Raw genomic sequence first — 18,816 nt, 5'->3', positions numbered from 1 at the left:
CCTCCCGAGTGAATCGTGCGCACGGCCCCCCTTCACTGGGCAGGCAAAAGCTAAACAGGGCGCGAGGTGACGGAACGCATGCGCGAACAAATACGCCGCAGTCAAAGTCCTCCAATGAACACGACGGATGCACACTGGCAAGCGATTCCGCAAACGACAACATAAATCGACTATGACTGCTGCGCATTGTTACAACCACTCACTCTCCGACTGCTGATGGCAGGCCGCAAAGGAGAAGCACGGCTAGACCGAATGAAACGGCCCGTTCACCTACTGAGGCGAGCACCTCTCCCACAGCTAGGACAACGCCACCTAGCAGCACTGTGACAGCAACTACCCCTAACTCCTGAAAACAAGAAACCAGCGCCTATGGTATTCAGTCCCGCCGCCAGGTTCTGCGCGAATAGTCCGCGGATCGAGAAAATGCCTGACGGTGTCACCGCCATAGGTCTGGACGCGCGGACTGTTGACCGGCGTCGCTGCCGCGGTCGACGGCGCCACAACACCGAGCCAGGCGGTGGGCAGCCCCAGTAGGACATCCAGGGTTCGCTTCACTGCCTGAACACCTTGTCAGGATCAACGCCGAGTTCCCAAAGGTCCGCCTCGACCCTTGAGACGAAACTTCGGCAGCACCGCTCCACCTCGTTGCGATCGATTGGAGCCGTGACTGCGTCCGGTGCGAACACCGACGTGAACGTCCAGCCCAAAGCATCTTGACGGATGATGACGGAGCCCACCTCCTCGTAGGACATAGAGTCGAAGATGAAGTCGCGGTTGTCCGGGTTCCGAAGCCACAGCACCATGCTCCTTGCGAGTTCTACAACTGGGAATCCAGGCTCGTCATAGATGGTCGTGTCATCCTCAATAAGCATGAAGTGAGCGTCGAGAGCGACCAAATAGTCGGTCTGCGTTGTACCTGTCAACTCATGGCTGTTCAGACGGTCGTAGGCGATCTCCATCATGGTCACCTCACGTTGACGGGGAAGGCATTAATGACCCGACCGTCGCCAGTCACGATGACGCAAATGAACTCCTGCCCGCGGGTGCCGATGACACCGCCGCCGGGAACGATTGCCCGGAAGGTGTCATCAACTTCGTTCGGGAGGAACTGCACGGCGTCGAATTGCAGGCCACGCGAGATCCACCCCTGAATCTGGGCGATATCGTCCGTCGCGAACTTGGTCCCCTTGCCCCCCGCAGACGCAAGCGTCAGGGCGTTCCCGTCGCTGGTCAGCATAATAAGCCGTTTACCGAGGGGTGGGACCTGTGACACTGCGAATCACCCCGGTACCGCCATCGACTACCACATAGATATTTTCCCCCTACCCGCAGGTGTCGCGAGGTCGACACCTATGGGCCCCATGACTTCGAGATATCGCCATACGGCAACCTTGACTTCAGACAGGGCGCCGCCGCGCCCGGACCAATGGCTAGCCGCCTGATCCAGCGCGGGCTGAAGCGCGAGCGGCAACTGCATACCTTGGAGTCTCGCCACAAGGACCCGCATGAGCGCAGTCCACGCATCCAGCCCCTCAGCCGTCTCAAACTGCTTGGCAGCACGCAGATAGTCCACTCCCTTCATCGCCGCACTCCAAAGACATCCAGAACAGCTGAACAGCTGGTGCAGATCACCTTCGGCAACCCGTGGCTCGGATTCGACGTGCCGATCGCCACCGCGGCCGCCGCTCTCGCAGTGTTTGCGGCAACACCAGAGCCCGCCGTCGTTTCGGCCTGCGGTGGGGCTTTCACCCACTGTTGACCTGCGGTGATGCACTCATGCGGCCCGACAGAAACCTGGCGGGCGGGGGTTGAGGCCCCGACGCGAGTTTCCAGTTCGGGAAGGGTCGCAGCCGACGCTGAGCCGGCGCAGAGCAGGCCGATGAGGGCGGCGGCCAAGGCGGCTAGGAGAAGACGCCACCACACCGCCCTGCTCGGTGCCTGCGGGGTGTTCATGTGGTCCAAGATGGCAGCCCACAACGGTGGGCGCGGGTTTGTGACGCGACCCCACGCCCGCCACGTGCTGCTATCGGCGGCGGTGCAAGGCTTCGATGAGGCCGTTGACGGCGTCGGTGATCACCGGCAGGTCCCGCTGGTAGATGCGGCCCGCATCGACCCTTCCCGCCAGCGCGGCCAGGACGGCGGCGTACTCACCGGCGGTGCGTGGCTGCACCAGCACGGGCACCTCGACCCGTTCCCGCTGGACGACGGTGACGGTCTTGACGGTCTCGATGGTGCGGTCGATGACGTGGACGGCGGATCGTCCGGACGCGGCCGCGCGCCGTTGTTCCCAGGCCCGGTGACGGCAGGTATCGGAGCACCATTTCGGCACCCTGCCCCGGGCTGGCACCGCTACCGACGCACCGCACCAGCCGCAGGCGGCCTGCTGGCCGGCCACCCGCGGCGGGCGTCGGGAACGAGTCGTGGGCGGGGCTGGCTGCTCCTTCCTAGCTGCTGTTGGTGGCTGCTCCACGGCCAACGCTTGCCGGATCGTGCGACGGTGCACGTTGTACTTGCGGGTCAGCTCCCGGATCGAGAGTTCCTCCACCCGCGCGTCGCGTCGGATATCGGCGTACAGCTGCACTCGTGACCCCATCCCGGTCCCTCACCATCAGCTCGTCCCAGCGCTACCGGGACAGACTCGCGAGGGTGGGGCCAAATCAGACCGTCATCACCCCGGCATGTCGCAAGTGGGGCCAGATCAGGCCGTCACCACGGGGCCAGGCCAAGCTGTCACAGCCACCCGAGAGCGCGGCCATCTCGTAGGCGTCGGCGGCGTGCACGGTCAATGGGGTGCCGAACGCGCCGGCGCGTCAGGCTTTGAGGAACTCGTGTTCGGCTCGGGCTGCGGTGGTCGCGGTATACCGCATGAGCATCTCGGGGGAGACGTGCCCGAAGTAGCGCTGGACGACGTGGATGGGTACGCCAGCGTCGATCATTTCGGTGGCCTTGGTGTGGCGTAGCCGGTGGGTGGAGGCGAACTTTAGCGGGCGTCCGGCGGAGTCGGTCAGTTGCGCGACGGCGTCGAGGCGGGCGAGGGCCTTGGCGTACGAGGGGTAGCTGCGTGGGCGGAGGCCTTTGTGATTGTGCCGAAGGACCCCGACGAACAAGCCGCCATCCGCACCCTCATCGAAGGAACCCTCCTCCGACACCAAGCCCGCAAACTCGCCGCCAGCTAACGTGGCGCTACTGAGGCCGGAAGGCACCCCGAAGAACCTCGCCGATCCGCTGTCGCAGCGCCCGAGCCTCCTCCGGCGTGATACCCAGCCGGGTCTGGAACTCCCAGCCCTCGACGGCCTCTAGCGCCTCGTTGAGCGCCCCCGCAAGCCCGGCCAGCTCCTCGCGAGTCGCCGAAAATACGACCTCGTCGTCGGCGATCTCTTGGTCACCGACCCAAGGCACCTCCGGCTCTAGCAACTTCATCGGATGCACACCCTCACGGCACGTTGAGAAAGTAGTCGTAGCCATCCCTAGGCCTGAAGGCCGTCCCGCCGTCAGCGTCCTTCGGATTACGGCACAATCGTCCCATCTCGCCAGTAGGCCGCCCGACCCCCGCTCAGGGGGCGCATCTCACTATTAGCGACCACATCCTCGATGTGAGATGCGAACTGCGATCGCGTAGTGATTCCAGGGAACTCCGCCTGATCGATCACGTGCTTCTGGAACGCATGACCTCCAGCGATCTCCTCGCCAGTCAGCTGCGCCCTCAGCCGCACTCCGTTGACGACATTGTCAGCACCAGATCCCACTTTTGCGGCGGTGTTGCCCAGCTTGTAGGGGGCGTTGATACCAGCCTGCTTGGACGGCGAATTCAGCGCCGACCTGAAACACCACGTCAAACCTAGCGGGTCAGCCCACGTCAGCGGGTTCGGCGCCCCGGCGTGCGGATTAACCCCACCCTCGACACCGATCGGGTCCGGGCTGACGAACCCACCCAACACCGGGTCGTAATACCGGTGGACGTTATACACCCACCCCGTGTCCTCGTCATACACCTGCCCCAACGACCCCAACGGACACAACCCCACCCCGGCACGGCCAGGCACACCCCACAACGACCCATCCCGACACCACGCCCCATCCCCCCTCAGGGGTCACCAACTCCGTCGGGACACCTGCCAGGTCAGCCACGAGCGCGGTCAGGAGCACGCGCATCAGAGCCCTGATCGAGGCCCACTCCCGTACTCTCGAATCCGCCGCGCAAACTCTTCGCGATCGGCGTCGCTCAGATTGGCTCCCCAGCCAGCCGGGGAACGAATCGAGTCGAGATCGACGTCGGCCCCAAACCAAGGGACTCCGGCGGCGAGCCACCCACCATGCGAGTCGGGGGCAAGAAGCAGGCCGATCTCCCAATCCCGCTGACCGAACACGGCCCATGCGCCTGACGAGCCGGCGACAGCGATGGCATTCAGTGAGTCACCCAGGGAGCCGGTTGGATCTCCCGCAGGCTCGAACCTCAACGCCGCGCCATACTCGCCGCGGACGCGATCACCCTTGACCTGGAAGGCGGGGAAGAGCCCGTACTCATCCCGGTAGTAGGCCGGCCGAGGATCGATCCCAACGGCGGTCACCTCGTCGTCGCCGTAAGTCTCCGCAAGCTCGGCCAGGACATTGCCGAACCTGCCGCCCAGGAGCCGGTCGTACTCGAAGATCAACGCGTATCCGCGCGCTTCTCGGAACGGCCAGCGGGGAAGGCGCACGTCGAGGTCGACCCGGGCTGCCACAGAGGCCTGCAGGGTTTGGAAGCCGAGCTCGGTTGTCTGGAAGATGCTCGAGGTCATGGCGTGTACCCCAAGCGGATCTTCAGTGTGACGTCCTGAGCGCCAGCCGGGGTGAAGTCCGCCGTCCATCCGCCGTAGCTTCCAGCGCGTTCGCGGAGCACATACTTGGCGCCGTCCCGTTGGAAGATCTGGACTGCTCCGTCCCTCGATGTGCGCGAGATCCGTCTCCCCGCTGTGAGGGTGTCAGCGAACTCGGTGTGGGTCGCGTTCGTTCCCACGTTCCTGATCGATCCACCCTTAGTCAGGTCGATGTACGTGCGGGATTCGGCGATGCCTTTAACGACCTCGTCTGCCGACTTTGCGGCGGTGTTGTCCAGCTTGTAAGGGGCGTTGATGCCAGCCTGCTTGGCATCTGAATTCAGCGCCGACTTGAAACACCACGTCAACCCTAGCGGGTCAGCCCACGTCAGCGGGTTCGGCGCCCCGGCGTGCGGGTTGACCCCACCCTCGACACCGATCGGGTCCGGGCTGACGAACCCACCCAACACCGGGTCGTCATACCGGCGGACGTTAGACACCCACCCCGTGTCCTCGTCCCACACCTGCCCCAACGACCCAAGAGGGCACAACCCCACCCCGGCACGGCCAGGCACACCCCACAACGACCCATTGTTTGCAGCAACACAGGAGCCCACCACCGCCGTGGCCTGTGGAGGGGCGTTCGTCCAACACAATTCCCTCTCGGCGATTGGGCACCTTGCCGAGGAAGTGAGCTGCTGGCTGTCGTAGACGTAGCGGGATGCAAGTTGAACCGGGGGTGCCTCGGCCGCGTTGCAGGAAATAGGAAAGAGCCATCCGAGCAGCGCAGATATGAGCGCAACCAGCAGAGGCCCCATGCGCTTCATCGGTCGACAACCCTGACAATCAGTTCTCCACCAACGACACGGACGCCAACCACTTGTTCCTCGAAGGCGACGCTGAGGCCCGTTAGTTCACCAAACTCGTTGAATTCCGGCGCTGCTGAGGTTACTGCTTGTCCGATGAGTCGGCTCATGGCGATCGGAATGAGTGCCGCCTCCCAGAGCCCAACCTCCTGCGCTAGCGCATTCCTCTCGAGTTCCGACGCGTCGGCGTAAGGATCAGCCCAGGGCTTGCTGGACAAATTGAGAGTCCAGTCGGCGTTGGCGTCCAGAGTCAGCCGGGTGCCATCGTCCCATGTGAATTCGATCGGTCCAGGCTCGCTGGGTGGATGATCTGCGAATCGGTGTTGGAAGCGGCGAATAGACGCGCAGCTACGACCGGGGAGTGCGTCGATCAATGCGGGTTCACCTCCGCGCCCTTGAACCATGCGTTGGAACTGCCTCTCGGGAACATGGTGACGAACTCGCCGCCTGGCTGCGTAATGAGGAGATCGTCGCCTCAGCGGAAGAAGAAGTAGTTCTCGCCACCCCCTCCCGCGGGGTTCCAAGCTCCGCGACGCACCTCATCGGGGTTGAGATGCACATCGCGCGCACGGTTCATGAACCAAGTCCGCGACGAGCTGCTCTCAGGGTCCAGCCCGTAGTCGGCTGCGTGCTTGTCCCACTTCGTGCCGAACTGCTTCGACCCGATTGACAGCGGCGGGCGAATGTCAATAGCGCCCTTTGCGGCAACGCTCAATCGCTCAACGTCGACGAGGTCGCCGGTCGGGTCGCTGATTCGCTTCTCGGCGCCCAGGCTACGGTGTGCGATCTGCGCGACCTGACCGAGGTCGTTGTCGTCGTGCGTCGCGTTTGCGGCAACACGACCACAACTGAACGTCCGAAAGCGCGCCGCAGACGTCCCTCGCAGCCGCTCAGGGAAGTTCGCCGCGCTGGCGCCCTGCGCTAGCGGTGCGGACTGGTCGTAGCGGGAGGTGACGGGGGCGGCACTGTTGTCAGCGCGCACCATGCTGCCCTTGGACCAACGATCGTCGTCGCCGATCGCTGCGGCAGGGATCGTCCGACCCGAAACACCACAATTGACGGAAACCTGGGTCACGGCCGTAGGACGGCGCACGCCTTCGCAGGCACATGCCGGCATCCACCCCGGCGCGTCGATCGCCGTGGCCATGGGAGAAGGACCACCGAACAGCACCAGTACGGCGGCGATCACGGTGGCGAGCATTGACCCAACTCGGTTAGGCGTCAGCGGCGTCGTCCCATGCATGGCCAAGTGCAGCTCCCGAGAGGGTGTAGCTCTGACTCGCGCAGCTGGGCTGGAGCGGCTCATCACTGCGGCTCTATACGGTCAACGAGGTCGCGGATCGCCGCTCGGGCTCGATCGTCGCCGCCAGCGGCAGCCGTCTGCAGGCACCGCATCCCCTTCCGTATTTCGTCGCGGCAGCGATCCCCGAGGCTTACATTCCCGGCGGCAACCTCAGAAGCATCCGCCTCGCCGTATGCAAACTCCACGAGAAGGTCGAGGGCCCTGGACAGTCCGGGTATCGAGGCCCCCCGAGCAGATGCGAGTGACCAGCTCGTGCGCAACGGCTTCCGCCGCCTCGAAAAGCTGCCCCTGAACGACAACACGGTTGTCGAGTTCCCAGTAGGCAGTACTTGCCTCATCATCCGTAGTTGCGGTCAGTAGACGGTCGATGACTGTCGGAACGAAATCCGCCGGGCCGATCAGTGTGCGCAAGGACCGCCAGTCCGGCACGCCTACGGGAAGCGAACCGTTCACCGTGCCCCCCACGGCCCAGCAGGGTCGAACAACGTGCCTGGCGGGAACTGCGACTGATCGAAGGTGGCCTGGCATCGCTGACAAATGGGGACCTGGTCACCAGTCCGCGGCCTGATCGCCTCCGTGAAAGTAATGTCTTTGGGATTTCCCCCAATCTGGCGTGCCACGTCATCCTCAGCACCCCCGATAGGACTGCTTGAACACCTAGCCCTCGGAACACCGTCTCGGCCATATCCACCTGTCACTGTGGCCTTGGAGCGTCCAACCTCGGCCGCTTTGGCGTCCCGAGCAACACGAGCGGCATCCAGCAGCTCATCGCCGCTCTTTGCGGCACCACCGGTAGCCACCACGAAATCCGGCTCGGCAACGTCGTTTCCTAGCCGCTGACCTGCGGCGATGCGTTCCGTCGCCCCGACGGGAACCTCGACCACAGCGGCCGAAGCCCGGACGCGAGTTTCAGCCGCTCCGGCCGCGGACGCGGATGCGGTGGTGAAGCCGAGGATCGCCGCCAAGACGGCGATCAGAGCACCGACAAGCACCGGTAGCCGGGCCGGTCTCTCCGGCGAGGGCACCCGCGCCAACATGACATCCTGGATCAACACTCGGCCCCCTACTCCGCCACGACAGCCAGCCCGGACGCCATGACTGCGACGAGCTCGCCCTCCATCGACACACCAACCTCAACGGGGCCAGCCTTCAGAACCTGAGCGACTGGCAAACTGGAGAACCAGACCGTCATCTGGTCCGATGCTGTCGTCAGCGACAAGGGACACTCCACGTCAATGTCGCGGCGGGCCGGTTCCCGATAGTCCGGGTTCTCTTTCCATGGCCAGATCTCCAAGTCGAGCACTGCAGTCTCGGACCTCTGTGGCGTCGATGCACCTCGCAACCGTCGCAAATGCTCGTCTGGACGAGGCAAGTCAATGATCACCGCGCCAACCAAGGCTCCCGACTCTGGATGAACCTTGAGCTCCACATACCCCTGGTCAGGGTCCCGAACGAAGAGATAGAGCGGACTGACATCGGGCTCGACATCCCAGACCACGGACAGTGGAATCCAGGGATCGACCGCCACCTTCGCCGCCGGACTGGGTGCCGATGCCAAGAGCCTGATCGCCATGTCAGCCGGCCCATCGGCCGTGAATCAAGGCAGGGAGCACGTCTCCTGCGCGCTGTCTGAACTCCAACTCCCAACCGCCAACTGTCATTCTCTGGTTTAGTGGAACCCCGCCACGAGTGGCGTCCCCAACAGCGGCCTGCAGACTCCGCAAGCGCTGCTGCGTTCCCAGTCCGACCATTTCCGGGCGCTGCCCACTCCTCGCGGCACTTCTCGCCGCGTCAGCCAAGTGGTCGGTCACATTGCCGTGCACCCACACGCGAGAGTTGCCAGCGGTCAGCTCAAAGGACTTCGGCAGCCCCCCGTCCCAGGGATAGCGCTGGCTGTCCCGACAACATCATCCCAAACCGTCCCTGTCTTTGCGGTTGGTGCGTTGCGGTTGAAAACAGATGTGGTTTTGTTCTGCGCCGTATCCAACGCGGCACGGAAACACCATGCTAAACCCAAAGGGTCAGCCCACGTCAGCGGGTTCGGTGCCCCGGCGTACGGATTGACCCCACCCTCAACACCGATCGGGTCCGGGCTGACGAACCCACCCAACACCCGGTCGTAGTACCGGTGGACGTTATACACCCACCCCGTGTCCTCGTCATACACCTGCCCCAACGACCCCAACGGATACAACCCCACCCCGGCACGGCCCACACACACAACGATTGAACTGCGGTAATGCACTCATGCGGCCCGACAAAATGCACCGGGACGGGCGTTGAGGCCCCGATGCGGTTTCCCGGCTCAGGAAGGGTTGCGGCCGATGTTGTTCCGGCGCCGATCAGGCCCGACCAGGGCGGCGGCTACGGCGGCTAGGAGAAGACGCCACCACCCCGCCTTCGTGGGCCGACTCACCGCGGTCATGGGTCGAGGATCGCAGCCGTACGCCGTTCCCTGCTGGCTCGACACGGAGCTGTCGCCACCGGGGAGCGGCCGGTGGTCTTCTCCCGCCGTGACAGTAGGCGTAGGCGCTCTACGTCGTCGTTGGCGTTGACCAGGTCATGAGACGCGAGCACGCCCCCTCGGTGCTGGTGTCATCGATCGTCCAAGGAACGCGGCTGCAGCCGCTGAAGAAAAGCGAGCATGGACGGGTTTTCGCAGCCATCGCGACGAACTCGCCGAGCAAGGTCGAGACGAGCCCGAACACGACAGCAATGATGCAGTGAGCGCCATCAGCGTGGTTTGCCTGGGTCACCTCATCATCCCCCACTCTGGTCGGCACCGGGGGCTCGTGACCGATGTCGCCGTCCGCAGTCTGCTCCCGACCCGAGTCCGGCCCGTGCCGGACACTCGTTCTTATCGGCACGCAACGGTGAATCGGGGTTTATCAGAAGCGTCGATCACGGGCAAGCAAGGCTATGTATCCAGATGGGCCTAAGTTTCTAGCTACCCGTGATCGGGGATCGCTTTCTCATCATTCAATTGGGCCGACACCGCAGATTGCATCATTCTGAACTATAACGATGTATCGCCCTTCAAACCCGCAACTTTCACTCTCATCTATCCAGCCATCGACGGCGACCCGACTTTCTCCGGGCCACCTCTGCGTTTACCCCAAATGAGACTCGATCCGAGTGCGCATCTGTGATGCCGAACATGACCATACCGAAGCTGAATCTCTCACTTCCTGACAGCACCACAAGAAGTCCGGACGCGGTTTCCCAGGTCAGGATGGGGTCCCGTCAGCGCGTTCCCGTCGCTGGTAAGCATAATAAGCGGTTTACCGAGGGGTGGGACCCGGGACACTGCGAATCACCCCGGTACCGCCATCGACTACCACATAGATATTTCCCCCCGGCAACTCGCTCTGGTGCGTATCGACCAGTCGCCGAAGTCGCGAAAGGCCCGGACCGGATCTGCCCAAGGTAAGCCGCGCGAAAGCACTTCATCCCGAGCCAGGCGGATGGTTCTGCACCGGGAGATGTGCCAGGTCGATGTAGGCAACACCGCGCGAAGGACGAAGGGGACGGCAAATTTCATGCCGAGTCCCCGTGCGTCAACCGCATCAACTCAAGTCGTCTCCGCTCAAACGTGGCGACAGCAGCAGCATCCCCGTCGACTAGTCGCTCATAAAACTGGTGATCGTGGGCCCACTCGGGGAACGAAAGGATCGGGTACTGGTCATCACGGCCGAAACGGAAATACCCCAGGCACCAAGTGGGAGATATCGATCCGTCCTCAACGTCGAATAGTGCCGCGGGCACCCACGTTGGCCAAGGATTTCCATCATCGTCCATCACGTAGTACCAGGTCGTGCCCAAGAAAACGGTCACAGCGAAGACCTCATACTCGTCTTCGAGCGTGAGCGCAAACTCAGTGTCGGCGCTGACGCCTTGCGCCGGGTCGCGAGCCGTTAGGGGTAAAGCTTCTCCAGTAGTAGCCACGCATCGAACGATCATTTGAACTTGAACTCCACATCCAGATTGCTAATCAGGTTTCTGAAGTAGTGAACAGTGACATTCGAATCAGTCCCGCGCAGCACGTACTGCATCTTGACCCATTCGCCCTCGCCGTAGTTGGCCACCAAGCGCGGCGTATCCACCAGGTTACGCATGATGACCGTTCCCTGACCATCGCGCGCGGCCCCTAGGGCAAGTTGCTCCGGCAGGTTCCGGGGAACTGCATCAGCGATCGGCCCTTTGAGAACCTTGGCGCCGTCGGCCATGGCTTCACCGCTCTTTGCGGCGGTGTTGCCCAGCTTGTAGGGGGCGTTGATGCCAGCCTGCTTGGCATCTGAATTCAACGCCGACCTGAAACACCACGTCAAACCTAGCGGGTCAGCCCACGTCAGCGGGTTCGGCGCCCCGGCGTGCGGGTTGACCCCACCCTCGACACCGATCGGGTCCGGGCTGACGAACCCACCCAACACCGGGTCGTAATACCGGTGGACGTTATACACCCACCCCGTGTCCTCGTCATACACCTGCCCCAACGACCCCAACGGACACAACCCCACCCCGGCACGGCCAGGCACACCCCACAACGACCCATCCCGACACCAGGCCACCTCCCCCTCAGGGGTCACCAACTCCGTCGGGGCACCTGCCAGGTCAGCCACGATCGCGAAGAACTCCGCATCGACCCGCTCCTGGGACCACCCCGCCGAACCACCACCCGCCCCATCGACATCAAGACCCTCACTGCCGCCCGACCTTGGCACGGGAGCACCACATTGGGTCAGCGGGACCCCGGTGAACGGATCGTGACCCCACGTCACCACCGACACCCCACCACCAGCACCACCCTGACCACGGCCCCCGTTCACGCCACCACCGACCAGGGCAGGTTCCCGCTCACACACCCGGATCGCCTGCTCAATCAGCAAACTCCCCGTCCAGGCATACGCGCGAGACTCATCCACCACCCCAGCCACCGACCGAGTCCGTCCCACCCTCCGCCCAAGCCCGTCATAGGAATACCGCCACACCCGACCCCCCGGACCCGCCGTCGACACCAACCGATCCTGGGCATCCCACCGGTAAGACCACTCCACCCGCCCCCCAGACAAGCCCCGCCGCCACCGCGACACCACCCGCCCCGCAGCGTCATAGTCGTAATGCCACCCCCCAGCAACCCGCGTCAACGACCCCGACTTCACAAACCCCCCACCACGCAAGGAGCCCCCACCAACACCAGCCCCAGATGCCCCCTCCACAGAAGCCACCGCCGAATACGCACCAGCCAAGGCACCCGTGGAGTCATAGGCATACCGCTCCCGGGCCTGCCCGTCCACCACCACGCCCAACACCCGGCCCGCCGGGTCCAACTCGAACTCCGAAACCCCCCGCACCGCGTCAGTGAAACCCGTCACCCGGCCCGCACCGTCATACCGATACTCCCGGCCCGCAACCAACCCCCCACCGCCAGTGCTGCCACCACCAGTGACACCATGCACCAACAGCTGCCCCGCAGGGCTCCACCGCGACACCAACTCCGCCCCGGCATCAACCACCCTGGCAGACTCCCGCCCCGCACCATCGACCTCGAAAACGATCCGGTGCGCACCAGCCTGCACCGCGGACAGCGCCCCACCCGCGTCATAGGCGTACTCCAGCTCACGCCCCGACGGAGCCACCCGCCTCGTCAACCGCCCCACCGCGTCGAAGCCCGACCGCACCACCTGACCGGAAGGTCCCTCAGCGACCACACGACCCAACACATCCCAGGCAAAACCGACCGACACCCGGCCGCCCCCAGCCAGGTCACCACCCACCGCACACGACAACAGCCGCCCCGCCAGGTCATAGGAAAAACTCGTCACCACCGCAGCAGCATCATCATCCAGGGCAGTATCACGAGCAGACGACTCGACCATGTCGCCATGATCGTCATACCGGTACACCACGACCTGGCCCACCGCATTCCGCCGCGAGATCACCCGGCCCACCGCATCCCGCGCCAACTCCACCCTGGCGCCGTTCACATCCGTGACCGCGACCACCCGACCGGCAGCGTCCCGCTCATACAGCCACGAACCACCACCGGCATCGGTCACCGACACCAACCGGCGCTCCCCGTCATAGGCGAACTCCGTCCGAGCCCCATCCGGACCGACCGTCGCGGTACGCGCATCGAACCGGCCGTACTCGTGCCGCGTCACCCCACCAGTCGGATCCACCTGCTCCAGAAGATTGCCTTCACCATCCCAGCTATACCGCCACACCCCACCATCAGCATCACGTGCCCACACCAACCGACCCGCGGCATCGAACGCCGACGCCGACTCCCCCGCCGCGTCCTGCGAAGAAACCACCCGCCCGAACACATCCCGATGCACCCGCGCCACCCGGCCCGCCGGATCAGTCACCACCAAAGGCAGACCCGCAGCATCACACTCCACCGTGGTCACCGCGCCCAGCTGATCCGTCACCGACGTCAACGCGCCGCGCTCGTCACGGACGATCCGCACCACGCCACCAGCCGGGTCGGTCACACTCACCAACAACCCACGCTCGTCATAGCGATACTGCGACACCCCACCATCGGCGCCCACCACCCGGGACGGCACCCCAAGGCCCGGCAGATAGTCCACCGAGACGCTCCGCCCGCCCGGGCCGACCATCTCCACCACATTGCCGTCATCGTCATAACGCCACGACGACACCCCACCCGACGCATCGATCTGACGGACCCGCCGGCCACGCTCATCCCACTGCGTCCGCGTCACCCCACCCAACGGGTCAGTCACCGCCACGACCCGCCCCGACGCATCGTACTCATGAATCCACCAGGCACCGGTCGCGTCCTGAACCCGCGTGACCGGCTCATCCTCGGCATAGACCAACACACTGCTCAACGTGCCGCCAGCACCCACCCCCGCCACGCAGCGGCCAGCCGCGTCATAGGTGTAGTCATAACGCTCACCATTGGAATCGACCCACCACGTCATCCGCCCAGCCACGTCATAACCACACCGGGTCCGAGGCTCCGACTCCCCCTCACCCGGCGCCACACCCGACGCCTCCGAGGCGAGCAGCCCCGACGCGTCATAAGTGAAACGCGCCACCACCACCGGGCGACCACCGCCCCCACCAACCGCGATCTGGCCCACCCGCGTCCCCGACGGATCCGGAGAAAACTCCACCACATAACCACCGCTGTGCCGCCACACCGTCGGCACGCCCGACTCGTCGTACGACATCTCGATCCGGTTACCCGCCACATCGACCATCGCCGCCAGCCGATACGACGACAAGCCCGCGTCCACATCCCCCGCCGGACGACCCAGCCCCGCCACAGAGGCCTCGCCCAACAGACGACCAGCCAACAGCGGCGCGCCCACCTCCTCGACGAAAATCCGATGCACCCCCGACGACGGATCGAACACACCGAACACCGCATCAGGCACCCCGAAACCCTCGGCCTGTTCAGCGGTCAACCACGTCAACGGCCAGGAATCACCCCCCAGCGAACCAACCGGTTGACCCTGCACACCCACCGGATACGCCAACGACGACTTGTCAGCCCGGTAGAACATCGCCACACCCGTCGCGACATCCACCTCGACATGCTCGTCCAAACTCGACGCCCACGTCGTCCCGAAGAACCGCCCCCGGCCGTACCCCGAGGAATACGTGCGCCCGATGACCAGCGGCAACACCCCCGGAAGCTCCACGTCCACCATCGACATGAACACTTCACCCGTGGCCACATCGATCGGATCGCCACACTTGGACACATCCGTCAGATTTCGGGCCGCGCGCGACCACAACGACGTCTTCTCCCCCGCCTTCGCCGCCGCCGCACCACCTCGCGCCAACCCCCGCGCGCCCCGAGCCGCCGCGCCCCCACCCGCAGTGGCCAATGTCGCCACCGCGTCCGGCAGCAGCCGACCAGCCGCAAGAGCTGGACGGTCCTTCCACGTATCCACATCCAGGATCGCCGAACCCACCTGCTTGGCGACACCGGCCGGGTCATTCCACACCGCACTGGCCAGCGAGAAAGCGCTTTCGGCCTGCATACGCTTCTGAGCCATCAGCTCCTCAGGTGTGAACCTGCCCGAGCCCAGTTTGATCAGGTCGTCACGCACCCTCGACGCCGGATTCAGCTGATCGACCATCGAGGCCAGCTCCATCACACTCTGGCCAGCGCCCAGCGCGAAATCCCCCGCAGCATTCACAGCAGAATCCACCCAGCTGCGTTCCTTCGGAGCCGCCTCACACCCCGCACGCACCCCCGCCGCAGCCTGCTGCGCCGCAGCATCCAACTGCTTCTTCGCCGCAGCGAAGGTCGACTCGGCCCCCGCCCGAATCGACTGCCCCGGATCCGAAAACGGCAGGACCGTCGCCGTATAAGTGCCCGGCCCGTTCGCCGCCTCCCACGCAGACTTCTTCGCCTGGAGATCCTTCACGCCCTGGTCATAGGCTGCTTTCGCCGAAGACGTCGCCTCCTGGCCCCGCTTATACTCCTTGGCACAAGCTTCCGCCGTCGACTGAGCCGACTCCAGTGCCTGGGCGAACTCCTCCAAAGCCGTTGCCGCCCGACGGAAACCCGCCGCCGCATCAGCCCACTTCTTCGGCTCGAACTGAAAACGCTCCCGGAACCGGTCGGCAGCCCTGCTCCTCCAACCCTCCGACGAAACCCGTGACAGATTCGACGCCACAGAGTCGTACAGATCCGCCTGTGCCCGCATCACACCGACACGGGTACGGATCCCCGACGGATTGCCCTCGATCCGGAAATCAGCCACGACTCGTCCTCACTGCCCCGGCCGCGGAACCCGCGGCAGCTCCCCGACCGACCCCGACAGACGAGCCGCGCCCTGCTCCTCGAAATCGGCATACTTCGCGGCCACCCTCGACAGCCGTGAAGAAATCTCCTCGACGTCGTCGACCATCGCATTCGTCCCGATCTCCCAGCGGTTCATGAACTCGCTCACCGCAGCCCACACCACCTCATGACGCAGATCGTCCTTCATCGGAACATAATCGACAACGTCGTTGTCTTTCTTTCCCTGAACAGCCTTCTCCACCGCATTGGCCGCAGCGGTCAACGTCGGAAGATCCACCTCGAAGTCATACGACGGCATCGCGCTCTGCTCCTTCCCCTAACCCCACCAACCCCAGCACGATCAACTCATGATCACTGTCGCATCGACCTCGGTTTGATGCGCCAACGCGGCCACATCGTCCAATGCCGCCTTGAGCCGGCCGAGCGCCGCCGACATCTCCTGCACCGAAGCCGAAAACCGACGGTCGAAATCATCATGAGCCGAACGGGACTGCGTACCATCGCCCCACTTCGACACCCGGCCACGCACCTGATCCCGGATGCCGTCCACCCGAGTGGTCAGATCACGCTGAGCATCCTCCAACTCCGTGATGACCGCCCGCAAAGCCTGCTCATGAACGACCAAGGTGAAACCGCCACCTCCACCGCCGTCTCCTGCCGCCATCACTCCATCCTCAGACCCGAAGAAAACCCGCCGACAGGGCTTCCCCCACTCGACGCCGACGACCTCAACCCCTGAACATTGCTGCTCTCCGTCGCCGCCGACAGCGCATCCACCTGAGCCAAGGCGTCGGCATAGTCCACCAGCGCCGGAACCAGATCCGAAGCAGCAACCAACCACTCAGAGACTTCCCCAGCCAGCGCCGAAGCCGCCTGACCACGAAAACCCGTCGACTGCGCCTTCACCGCATCAGCCACCCGGACCAAGACAGCATGGACATCAGGCACCCCGCCGCGCACCACAGTGGCAGCCATCCGCTGCGCACCGACCTCGAGCTCCATATCACCGGCCACACGAACCTCCTCCGACGAACCGCATGCGAAAGCATCCTAGGCATTCCCCCTCGCGGCACACCATGACGAGACGCCCCGACCCGGAACAGGTCGAGGCGTCTCACCATGCGTGAGCGAAAGACTCAGCCCTCGCGTTTGGCCTCGCTGCGCGCACGAGCCGCCGTACGGGCCCGTTCCGTGCCGTCCAGGACGACCTTGCGGATACGGACCGCTTCGGGAGTCACCTCGACGCATTCGTCCTCGCGGCAGAACTCCAGGCACTGCTCCAAGGAGAGCTTCTTCGGCGGGATCAGCCGCTCGAGCACATCGGCGGTGGAAGAACGCACGTTGGTGAGTTTCTTCTCCTTGGTGATGTTGACGTCCATGTCGTCGGCGCGGGAGTTCTCCCCGACGATCATGCCCTCGTAGACCTCGGTGGTCGGCTCGACGAACATCGTTCCGCGTTCCTGGAGGTTGAACATCGCGTATGTCGTCGCAGCGCCGGTCCGGTCGGCGACCAGGGAACCGGTCAGCCGGGTGACGATGGGGCCGTGCCAGGGCTCGTAGCCCTCGAAGACGTGGTGGGCGATGCCCGTTCCGCGGGTCTCGGTGAGGAATTCGGTGCGGAAGCCGATCATGCCGCGGCTCGGCACGAGGAACTCCATGCGCACCCAGCCGGTGCCGTGGTTGACCATCTGTTCCATGCGGCCCTTGCGCGCCGCCATCAGCTGGGTCACCGATCCGAGGAATTCCTCAGGGGTGTCGATGGTCAGGCGCTCCACCGGTTCGTGGACCTTGCCGTTGACCTCGCGGGTGACGACCTGCGGTTTCCCGACGGTCAGTTCGTAGCCTTCGCGGCGCATCTGCTCGACCAGGATCGCCAGGGCCAGCTCGCCACGGCCCTGGACCTCCCAGGCGTCGGGGCGCTCGGTGGGCAGGATGTTCAGTGAGACGTTGCCGATGAGCTCGCGGTCGAGCCGGTCCTTGACCAGGCGAGCGGTGACCTTGGCGCCGCGGACCCGTCCCGCCAGCGGCGAGGTGTTCGTGCCGATGGTCATCGAGATGGCCGGCTCGTCGACCTTGATCAACGGAAGCTGACGCGGGTCGTCGACGTCGGCGATGGTGTCGCCGATCATGATCTCCGGGATGCCTGCGATGGCGATGATGTCGCCGGGGCGGGCCGCGCCGCTCTCCAACGGTTTGCGTTCCAGGCCTTCGGTGATCAGCAGCTCGCTGATCTTGACCTTCTCGATGCTGCGGTCGTGTTTCATCCAGGCGACCTGCTGGCCCTTGCGGATCTCCCCGTTGAAGACGCGCAGCAGCGCCAGACGGCCGAGGAAGTTCGAGGAGTCCAGGTTGGTGACATGGGCCTGGAGAGGCGATTCGTCGTCGTACGTCGGCGCCGGGATGGTCTCCATGATCGTCTTGAACAGCGGTTCCAGGTCGGGGCTGTCCGGCAGACCGCCGTCGGCAGGACGCTCGGTGGACGCCTTGCCGGCCTTCGCCGAGGCGTAGACGATCGGGAACTCGAGCTGGTCGGCGTGGTGGTCGGCGTCCTCGATGAGGTCCATGAAGAGCTCGTAGACCTCGTCCTCGACCTCTTCGATGCGGCTGTCGGGGCGATCGACCTTGTTGATACACAGCACGACCGGCATCTTCGCCGCGAGCGCCTTGCGCAGCACGAACCGGGTCTGGGGCAGGGGCCCTTCGGAGGCGTCGACGAGGAGGACGACACCGTCGACCATGGACAGGCCGCGTTCGACCTCGCCGCCGAAGTCGGCGTGGCCGGGGGTGTCGATGATGTTGATGGTGACGCCGTCGTGGCATTCTGCTGCGCGGGCGGAGGGCCCGTTGTAGTGGATCGCGGTGTTCTTCGCGAGGATCGTGATGCCCTTCTCGCGTTCCAGGTCGCCGGAGTCCATCGCGCGTTCCTGGACGTGGTCGTGTTCGCCGAAGGCACCCCCTTGCCAGAGCATCTTGTCGACCAGGGTGGTTTTTCCGTGGTCGACGTGGGCGACGATCGCGACATTCCTGATGTCGGTGCGGGTCTGAAGGGCCATATGGCCC

General features: G+C 64.5%; 20 protein-coding genes. 1 reads left to right on the top strand and 19 read right to left on the bottom strand.

Annotated elements, in window-relative coordinates:
• Positions 1-551 precede the first annotated feature (551 nt).
• Both AUCHE_RS08820 and AUCHE_RS08815 read right to left on the bottom strand, forming a co-directional pair.
• Positions 552-959 (bottom strand): DUF7878 domain-containing protein, encoded by a 408-nt coding sequence (locus AUCHE_RS08820; RefSeq protein WP_006502942.1) that lies wholly within the window; start codon positions 957-959, stop codon positions 552-554.
• Between the two features lie 5 nt (positions 960-964).
• Complete coding sequence (locus tag AUCHE_RS08815; RefSeq protein ID WP_040321855.1) at positions 965-1,237, bottom strand: hypothetical protein; 273 nt, start codon at positions 1,235-1,237, stop codon at positions 965-967.
• Between the two features lie 189 nt (positions 1,238-1,426).
• On the opposite strand from AUCHE_RS08815, the gene AUCHE_RS16945 reads away from it, so the two are divergent.
• On the top strand, positions 1,427-1,759 hold the full coding sequence (locus AUCHE_RS16945) for a hypothetical protein (RefSeq protein WP_143114801.1): 333 nt from the start codon (positions 1,427-1,429) through the stop codon (positions 1,757-1,759).
• A gap of 264 nt (positions 1,760-2,023) precedes the next feature.
• On the opposite strand, the gene AUCHE_RS17510 is transcribed toward AUCHE_RS16945, so the two are convergent.
• The 17 genes from AUCHE_RS17510 to typA form a co-directional block, all read right to left on the bottom strand.
• Positions 2,024-2,593 carry a hypothetical protein gene (locus tag AUCHE_RS17510; RefSeq protein ID WP_006502939.1) on the bottom strand — a complete coding sequence of 190 codons (570 nt, stop codon included), beginning with the start codon at positions 2,591-2,593 and terminating at the stop codon, positions 2,024-2,026.
• A 217-nt stretch (positions 2,594-2,810) separates the two neighbouring features.
• Positions 2,811-3,107 carry a tyrosine-type recombinase/integrase gene (locus tag AUCHE_RS08800; RefSeq protein WP_162137235.1) on the bottom strand — a complete coding sequence of 99 codons (297 nt, stop codon included), beginning with the start codon at positions 3,105-3,107 and terminating at the stop codon, positions 2,811-2,813.
• 76 nt (positions 3,108-3,183) lie between these two features.
• A complete protein-coding gene (locus AUCHE_RS08795) occupies positions 3,184-3,420 on the bottom strand; it encodes a hypothetical protein (protein ID WP_006502937.1) in 237 nt (78 codons plus the stop codon).
• A gap of 86 nt (positions 3,421-3,506) precedes the next feature.
• Positions 3,507-4,025, bottom strand: a complete 519-nt coding sequence (locus AUCHE_RS17270) for an RHS repeat-associated core domain-containing protein (protein ID WP_040321851.1) — start codon at positions 4,023-4,025, stop codon at positions 3,507-3,509.
• Between the two features lie 126 nt (positions 4,026-4,151).
• A complete protein-coding gene (locus tag AUCHE_RS08785; protein ID WP_006502935.1) occupies positions 4,152-4,778 on the bottom strand; it encodes a hypothetical protein in 627 nt (208 codons plus the stop codon).
• Positions 4,775-5,614, bottom strand: coding sequence for an RHS repeat-associated core domain-containing protein (locus tag AUCHE_RS17735; RefSeq protein WP_074788426.1), 840 nt, complete (start codon positions 5,612-5,614; stop codon positions 4,775-4,777). The genes AUCHE_RS08785 and AUCHE_RS17735 overlap by 4 nt, the downstream gene beginning before the upstream one ends.
• Before the next feature lie 5 nt (positions 5,615-5,619).
• Positions 5,620-6,036, bottom strand: coding sequence for a hypothetical protein (locus AUCHE_RS08775; protein ID WP_006502933.1), 417 nt, complete (start codon positions 6,034-6,036; stop codon positions 5,620-5,622).
• A gap of 101 nt (positions 6,037-6,137) precedes the next feature.
• Positions 6,138-6,863 (bottom strand): hypothetical protein, encoded by a 726-nt coding sequence (locus AUCHE_RS08770; RefSeq protein ID WP_040321850.1) that lies wholly within the window; start codon positions 6,861-6,863, stop codon positions 6,138-6,140.
• Positions 6,864-8,028: 1,165 nt separating this feature from the next.
• Positions 8,029-8,538 (bottom strand): hypothetical protein, encoded by a 510-nt coding sequence (locus AUCHE_RS08755; protein WP_006502929.1) that lies wholly within the window; start codon positions 8,536-8,538, stop codon positions 8,029-8,031.
• Between the two features lie 273 nt (positions 8,539-8,811).
• A complete protein-coding gene (locus tag AUCHE_RS16210) occupies positions 8,812-9,132 on the bottom strand; it encodes an RHS repeat-associated core domain-containing protein (protein ID WP_281242620.1) in 321 nt (106 codons plus the stop codon).
• 254 nt (positions 9,133-9,386) lie between these two features.
• On the bottom strand, positions 9,387-9,542 hold the full coding sequence (locus AUCHE_RS16600) for a hypothetical protein (protein WP_155889047.1): 156 nt from the start codon (positions 9,540-9,542) through the stop codon (positions 9,387-9,389).
• 960 nt (positions 9,543-10,502) lie between these two features.
• On the bottom strand, positions 10,503-10,910 hold the full coding sequence (locus tag AUCHE_RS16940) for a hypothetical protein (RefSeq protein ID WP_217994360.1): 408 nt from the start codon (positions 10,908-10,910) through the stop codon (positions 10,503-10,505).
• Between the two features lie 11 nt (positions 10,911-10,921).
• The gene (locus tag AUCHE_RS17265; RefSeq protein WP_006502926.1) at positions 10,922-15,715 is read right to left on the bottom strand and encodes a putative T7SS-secreted protein; all 4,794 of its coding nucleotides are present in this window, start codon (positions 15,713-15,715) and stop codon (positions 10,922-10,924) included.
• Between the two features lie 9 nt (positions 15,716-15,724).
• Complete coding sequence (locus AUCHE_RS08735) at positions 15,725-16,054, bottom strand: WXG100 family type VII secretion target (RefSeq protein WP_006502925.1); 330 nt, start codon at positions 16,052-16,054, stop codon at positions 15,725-15,727.
• 42 nt (positions 16,055-16,096) lie between these two features.
• Positions 16,097-16,420 carry a hypothetical protein gene (locus AUCHE_RS08730; protein ID WP_006502924.1) on the bottom strand — a complete coding sequence of 108 codons (324 nt, stop codon included), beginning with the start codon at positions 16,418-16,420 and terminating at the stop codon, positions 16,097-16,099.
• Positions 16,420-16,770: a hypothetical protein gene (locus tag AUCHE_RS08725; protein WP_006502923.1), complete on the bottom strand. Its 351-nt coding sequence runs from the start codon at positions 16,768-16,770 to the stop codon at positions 16,420-16,422. Before AUCHE_RS08725 ends, AUCHE_RS08730 begins: the two co-directional genes overlap by 1 nt.
• A gap of 122 nt (positions 16,771-16,892) precedes the next feature.
• Positions 16,893-18,809 (bottom strand): translational GTPase TypA, encoded by a 1,917-nt coding sequence (typA, locus tag AUCHE_RS08720; protein ID WP_006502922.1) that lies wholly within the window; start codon positions 18,807-18,809, stop codon positions 16,893-16,895.
• Positions 18,810-18,816: the final 7 nt, after the last annotated feature.

Source organism: Austwickia chelonae NBRC 105200, assembly GCF_000298175.1.
GTDB lineage: Bacteria > Actinomycetota > Actinomycetes > Actinomycetales > Dermatophilaceae > Austwickia > Austwickia chelonae.
Note: the sequence above shows the minus strand (reverse complement) of the source record. Positions and strands in the feature narration are given on the sequence as shown.